This window comes from Clostridium sp. CAG:43, assembly GCF_000434655.1.
GTDB lineage: Bacteria > Bacillota > Clostridia > Lachnospirales > Lachnospiraceae > Otoolea > Otoolea fessa.
In genome coordinates, this window is sequence record NZ_FR895104.1 from 1 (window position 1) to 4,005 (window position 4,005).

7 protein-coding genes are annotated in these 4,005 nt (G+C 46.7%); all 7 read right to left on the minus strand.

Translation table 11 applies throughout. From position 1 onward, the window contains the following. Positions 1-137: 137 nt before the first annotated feature. The 7 genes from QVO97_RS09495 to QVO97_RS09525 all read right to left on the minus strand — a co-directional run bounded on the left by QVO97_RS09495 (position 138) and on the right by QVO97_RS09525 (position 4,003). On the minus strand, positions 138-527 hold the full coding sequence (locus QVO97_RS09495) for a hypothetical protein (RefSeq protein WP_288189543.1): 390 nt from the start codon (positions 525-527) through the stop codon (positions 138-140). Then, positions 514-1,533 carry a tyrosine-type recombinase/integrase gene (locus tag QVO97_RS09500; RefSeq protein WP_022360096.1) on the minus strand — a complete coding sequence of 340 codons (1,020 nt, stop codon included), beginning with the start codon at positions 1,531-1,533 and terminating at the stop codon, positions 514-516. Before QVO97_RS09500 ends, QVO97_RS09495 begins: the two co-directional genes overlap by 14 nt. A gap of 296 nt (positions 1,534-1,829) precedes the next feature. After that, on the minus strand, positions 1,830-2,291 hold the full coding sequence (locus tag QVO97_RS09505; RefSeq protein WP_022360098.1) for a hypothetical protein: 462 nt from the start codon (positions 2,289-2,291) through the stop codon (positions 1,830-1,832). Further along, positions 2,288-2,488 carry a hypothetical protein gene (locus QVO97_RS09510; protein ID WP_022360099.1) on the minus strand — a complete coding sequence of 67 codons (201 nt, stop codon included), beginning with the start codon at positions 2,486-2,488 and terminating at the stop codon, positions 2,288-2,290. The genes QVO97_RS09505 and QVO97_RS09510 overlap by 4 nt, the downstream gene beginning before the upstream one ends. Next, entirely contained in the window at positions 2,475-3,002 is a 528-nt protein-coding gene (locus QVO97_RS09515; RefSeq protein ID WP_022360100.1) for a phage protein, read from the minus strand. Before QVO97_RS09515 ends, QVO97_RS09510 begins: the two co-directional genes overlap by 14 nt. Continuing rightward, entirely contained in the window at positions 2,983-3,402 is a 420-nt protein-coding gene (locus tag QVO97_RS09520; RefSeq protein ID WP_022360101.1) for a helix-turn-helix domain-containing protein, read from the minus strand. The genes QVO97_RS09515 and QVO97_RS09520 overlap by 20 nt, the downstream gene beginning before the upstream one ends. Beyond that, entirely contained in the window at positions 3,383-4,003 is a 621-nt protein-coding gene (locus QVO97_RS09525) for a single-stranded DNA-binding protein (RefSeq protein ID WP_288189548.1), read from the minus strand. Before QVO97_RS09525 ends, QVO97_RS09520 begins: the two co-directional genes overlap by 20 nt. Positions 4,004-4,005: the final 2 nt, after the last annotated feature.

The following is a 4,005-nucleotide window of genomic DNA, read 5'->3' on the forward strand; positions in this document are numbered from 1 at the left end:
TGTTGCCAGCGTCGCATCCAATTCGACCCTGCCATACTGTTTAACGATAGCTTCCAGGACCACGCGCGCTCCTTTTGCCTGTGCCTCCCAGAGCGCTATCGCCCGATCCCTTCCAGCGATGCTTTGTTTCAGCATTTTTATCTGCATTTCTTTTCTTTCAATCTCTCTTTTCTGTTTCTGGACAATTCCCACGCTTCTGCCTCCTCATATTTTTTATAGATTTTTTTATAATAAGGGCAATTCTGGTATTCATCTTCACAGAACATCCCCATCCAGTCTGTTCGCTCTCTGATAGATTTGAACGACAGCATATTTTTGACATCAAAGCCTAGATTATTCTCTATGTTTTCACAGGTGATCGTGATTGCCTGCCTGAGCTTTTCCCGCTTTTTTGATAAATAAAACGGGCACTGAATCTTTGCCTCGTCGTTCAATTTTCCTATCCTCCTGCTGCCACGGCCGGTTCCTGCCAAACCAACAAGACCCAGCCGAGTATGTTTTATATATTTCCTCTTATGCTGCTCCATAGCGCCGGTCTGCATCTCTCACAGCTTCTGTGCCGATCTGGGCGTAGCACTGCAGTGTGGTGTCCACCTTGGCATGACCCAGCTTTTCCTTGACCATCTCGACCGGCGCCCCTCGATTAATCATGTCAGTTCCGCAAGTACGGCGAAATGTATGCGGCGATATCTTGAGGCCATGAAGGCGCTCATCGCGGCTCTGAATATCTTTCAGGATGTACTGAATCCCTGCTATGCTCAAACGCTCATAGGGTGCTTTAACTCCCACCAGCAATGCCGGATTGCTGTCTTTGCGCTCATTTAGATAGTCCCGGATATGGAGAGAAGCCTGGGGAGAAAAATATATTTCCCGCTCTTTCCGTCCTTTTCCGTAGATTCTGGCACGGCGATTGACAAAATCCATATCCTCAATATTGAGCTGCACTATCTCCGACACGCGACCACCGGAGGAATAAAGCAGATCCAGAACCGCAAGTTCCCGCTCTGTCCGGCAGGCGCAGCGCATGATCTCCCTCTGCTCCGCTGTGAGGATCGGCTGCATCCGGTACTCCTCTTTTGTTGTTTTGATGTTTTTCAATGGATTTTCTCGCATTTCTTTATTCTCATACGCCCAGGCGAAGAACGATTTCAGTGAGCGAATCTTGCTGTTATAGGTCTTGTCTTTCCATTTCCTCCGGATTTTTCCGAATGCAAGATAGTTCTTGATATGGTATTCGCCCATCTCAAGCGGGCTTACACCTGCGTAGATGATGAGCTGCTTGAGTTCATGTCCATACTGTCGGATTGTTCCAGATGTCAGTCCCCTAAGAATCATATCCTGCTGCCAGAGCTGCATCACTTCATACATTCGATCCGATTCTTCGCTAACTGCTGTAGTATCTTCGTTCCTCGAAAAGCTATAATCTGCCAGATTCATGTAGAGGATCAGCTGCACATCTTTCAGGGCTCCCTCTTTGACATATTCCTGCATCTGTGTCAATATCGTGTTAATTAGAGCACTTGCCGATACCATAAGATTCCCCCTCTCTTGCTTTTTCTGGCTTGATTGGGTATAATTGCGTTATCTCAATCAACTTAGGTTGTACATACCTTCTTTTTTTAGAGGAGCGTGCTATTATTGTCGCTCCTTATTTTTTTCTCTCATATCTGCATTCCAGTTTTCTGCCGCCCGGAGTAAGGCGCCGGATCTTATTTCGATCCTTGTGTATTCCAGCAATATAGTAACCGCCAATCAAACACATATAATCAACGTCTCCGTACCGGTTATTTTTCGGATATGCTACGCAGTGTTTACAGTTCGCGCAGCACTCAATCCCTTCCATCGCCTTCCCCCTCTATCCGGTACCGAATGCCATATTTTCGATATACCTCTTCACCGTATGCCCGGATGTCTATGTTTTTGTCTGAAAAGACTTCGTTCGTTTCCCGGATGACTGCCTCCGAGAACTTTAAGATCCTGGAGTTTTTATTTTCTTCCTGGTTGAGCGGGTATGGCTTCCACTTAAATTTTTCACAAAGAACTTTGACCGGGACTGCCAGGAGCAAGCAGAGGACATTCTGAACGATTTCGCCATCATCCTTCCCGCTCAGCATTTCCTCTCTTCTTTCCCATTCCTCCCTTACCTCTTTCATGATGCTGTCTCGAATCTGTTCTTTTTTTGATTCGACTGCTTTCTTCTCTATCTGTCTGATTTCTTCCGCTGTCAGCTGGTAGCGGACTTTATCCTTCTCCTGCTGCCGGGCGGCTCTTCTCTTTTCTGCCCTTGTCATTCTACCCCTCTTTTCCAGTCTCTCCGGAGATCGGACATGGTCGGATATCCGTATGCCCGGTCATTCTCCGTTTCGACTATGTAACCATAGATATCGTCTTTCTGGATGCTTATTTGCTGCGCTTCTTTTTTAATTTCTTTCCGGTTTCCCACATAGACCGCGCACAGGTAAATGCGTCCTCGTTCAGTTTCTTTCATTCCCACAGCCTCTCGGAATCATTTTCCAGGCAAGAACCTCCACCCGCGGACAGCTTAAATCTTCTTCCCCTTCATAGTCTTCTGGGTTTAGGTCGTAATTCAAGCTGTCGCATTCCATGTCGATGTACCACCAGCCCTCAGTATTTCGCTTTGCCAGGGTAACATAGACTGCTTCCGGATGATCTGTTTTTTCATCATCTGGAACATATTCCTCTTTGTAGTCGCTGATCCAGCGGTGACGTTTTACTGTTGCCAGAACCCACGTTTCCAGCTCCGGCAGTTTTTCACATACAGGAATCCATTCATCCTTGCTTTGTTCAGCTTTCAATTCTCGATGCAAAGAGATCGTTCTCTCCACCATTTTCCGGGCAGTCTCTTCAAATCCCCGGATCTCTTCCGGAGTCTTTCCGGTATCCTCGTATTCTGCCAGTCTGGCGATCAGCTCGTCCTTTTTGGCTGCAGACCAATAGCCGGACTTGATGCCGTTTACTCGTTTACTCGTTAATCGTTCCATTTTTCACCCTTCTTTCATGCAGGTACCCTTTACATTTTCGATATACTTCCGGATCAAACTTTTTCCGTTCATGCTCATATGCGCTGTACTCCGCCGGGCTGCATCCGGCCATTTGCGACATCTGCATTATCGTGAGCCCTACATCTTTCCGCAGCGCTGCTATCTCTCCCGCATACATTCCAAGCCGACCGTTATCTTCCTGGATCTGCATCATCTTCTGAGCTTCTTTAGACTCCGCACACCGAAGTATCTGATTCACCGCGCAAGCTTCGTTTTCACAATCATAAAAGCATCCGTGCTTTCCCCTCGGGCCGTCATAAAACCCTGCTACAAATTTTGTCGGTTCTTTACAGCCAACACACCTCGCATTTACAGACATTTTAAGCAACTCCTCCTCCATCATCTTCTCCTTTTTCCAAGCTTCTTCTATTGTCCAGATATTTGCTGACTGATACCTCATACGCTACGCGCTTCTCGCATTCCGTTTCGCTCAGTTTTTTCATATACTCGCGGCTCTGTATACGCCCCTCAACACACACATGGCTTCCTACACCAAATCTGGATCCATAACGGGCATTTCTTCCCCATACGATACACGGTATATAATCTGTTTTCCCGCATAATCGATTGACTGCCAGAAGCATATCTGCGATTTCTCTTCCCAGCGGTGTCTGGCGATAGATAGGTTTCTTACAGATGTATCCGTCCAGGAAGATCTGATTCGTTCCAGTGTATCCAGCAGGCTCTTCCAGGAGTCGAACATCCTGCGCGAACACGAACAGTATCAAATGGCTTTTTTCTCCGTCGTGGCGGTTGTAGGAACGAAACTGTCCAAGCACCTCCATCGTCGTGCCGCGATAATCTTTAGATATATCCATAAGTCTCTCTGAGATTGAGATTGGGATCACATCCACCTGTCCGCTCAAACGAGTGACAGACAAACTTACGAAATAGAATTTCTCTCCAAACACTTCATGGTTGAATGTAAATTCTGATATCACCT

What these genes read in the sequence shown, in the direction of transcription:
- QVO97_RS09510 (WP_022360099.1), bottom strand. Translation starts at nt 2,488, where the DNA reads ATGAAAGAAACTGAACGAGGACGCATTTACCTGTGCGCGGTCTATGTG.
- QVO97_RS09505 (WP_022360098.1), bottom strand. Translation starts at nt 2,291, where the DNA reads ATGACAAGGGCAGAAAAGAGAAGAGCCGCCCGGCAGCAGGAGAAGGAT.
- QVO97_RS09495 (WP_288189543.1), bottom strand. Translation starts at nt 527, where the DNA reads ATGGAGCAGCATAAGAGGAAATATATAAAACATACTCGGCTGGGTCTT.
- QVO97_RS09500 (WP_022360096.1), bottom strand. Translation starts at nt 1,533, where the DNA reads ATGGTATCGGCAAGTGCTCTAATTAACACGATATTGACACAGATGCAG.
- QVO97_RS09520 (WP_022360101.1), bottom strand. Translation starts at nt 3,402, where the DNA reads ATGGAGGAGGAGTTGCTTAAAATGTCTGTAAATGCGAGGTGTGTTGGC.
- QVO97_RS09515 (WP_022360100.1), bottom strand. Translation starts at nt 3,002, where the DNA reads ATGGAACGATTAACGAGTAAACGAGTAAACGGCATCAAGTCCGGCTAT.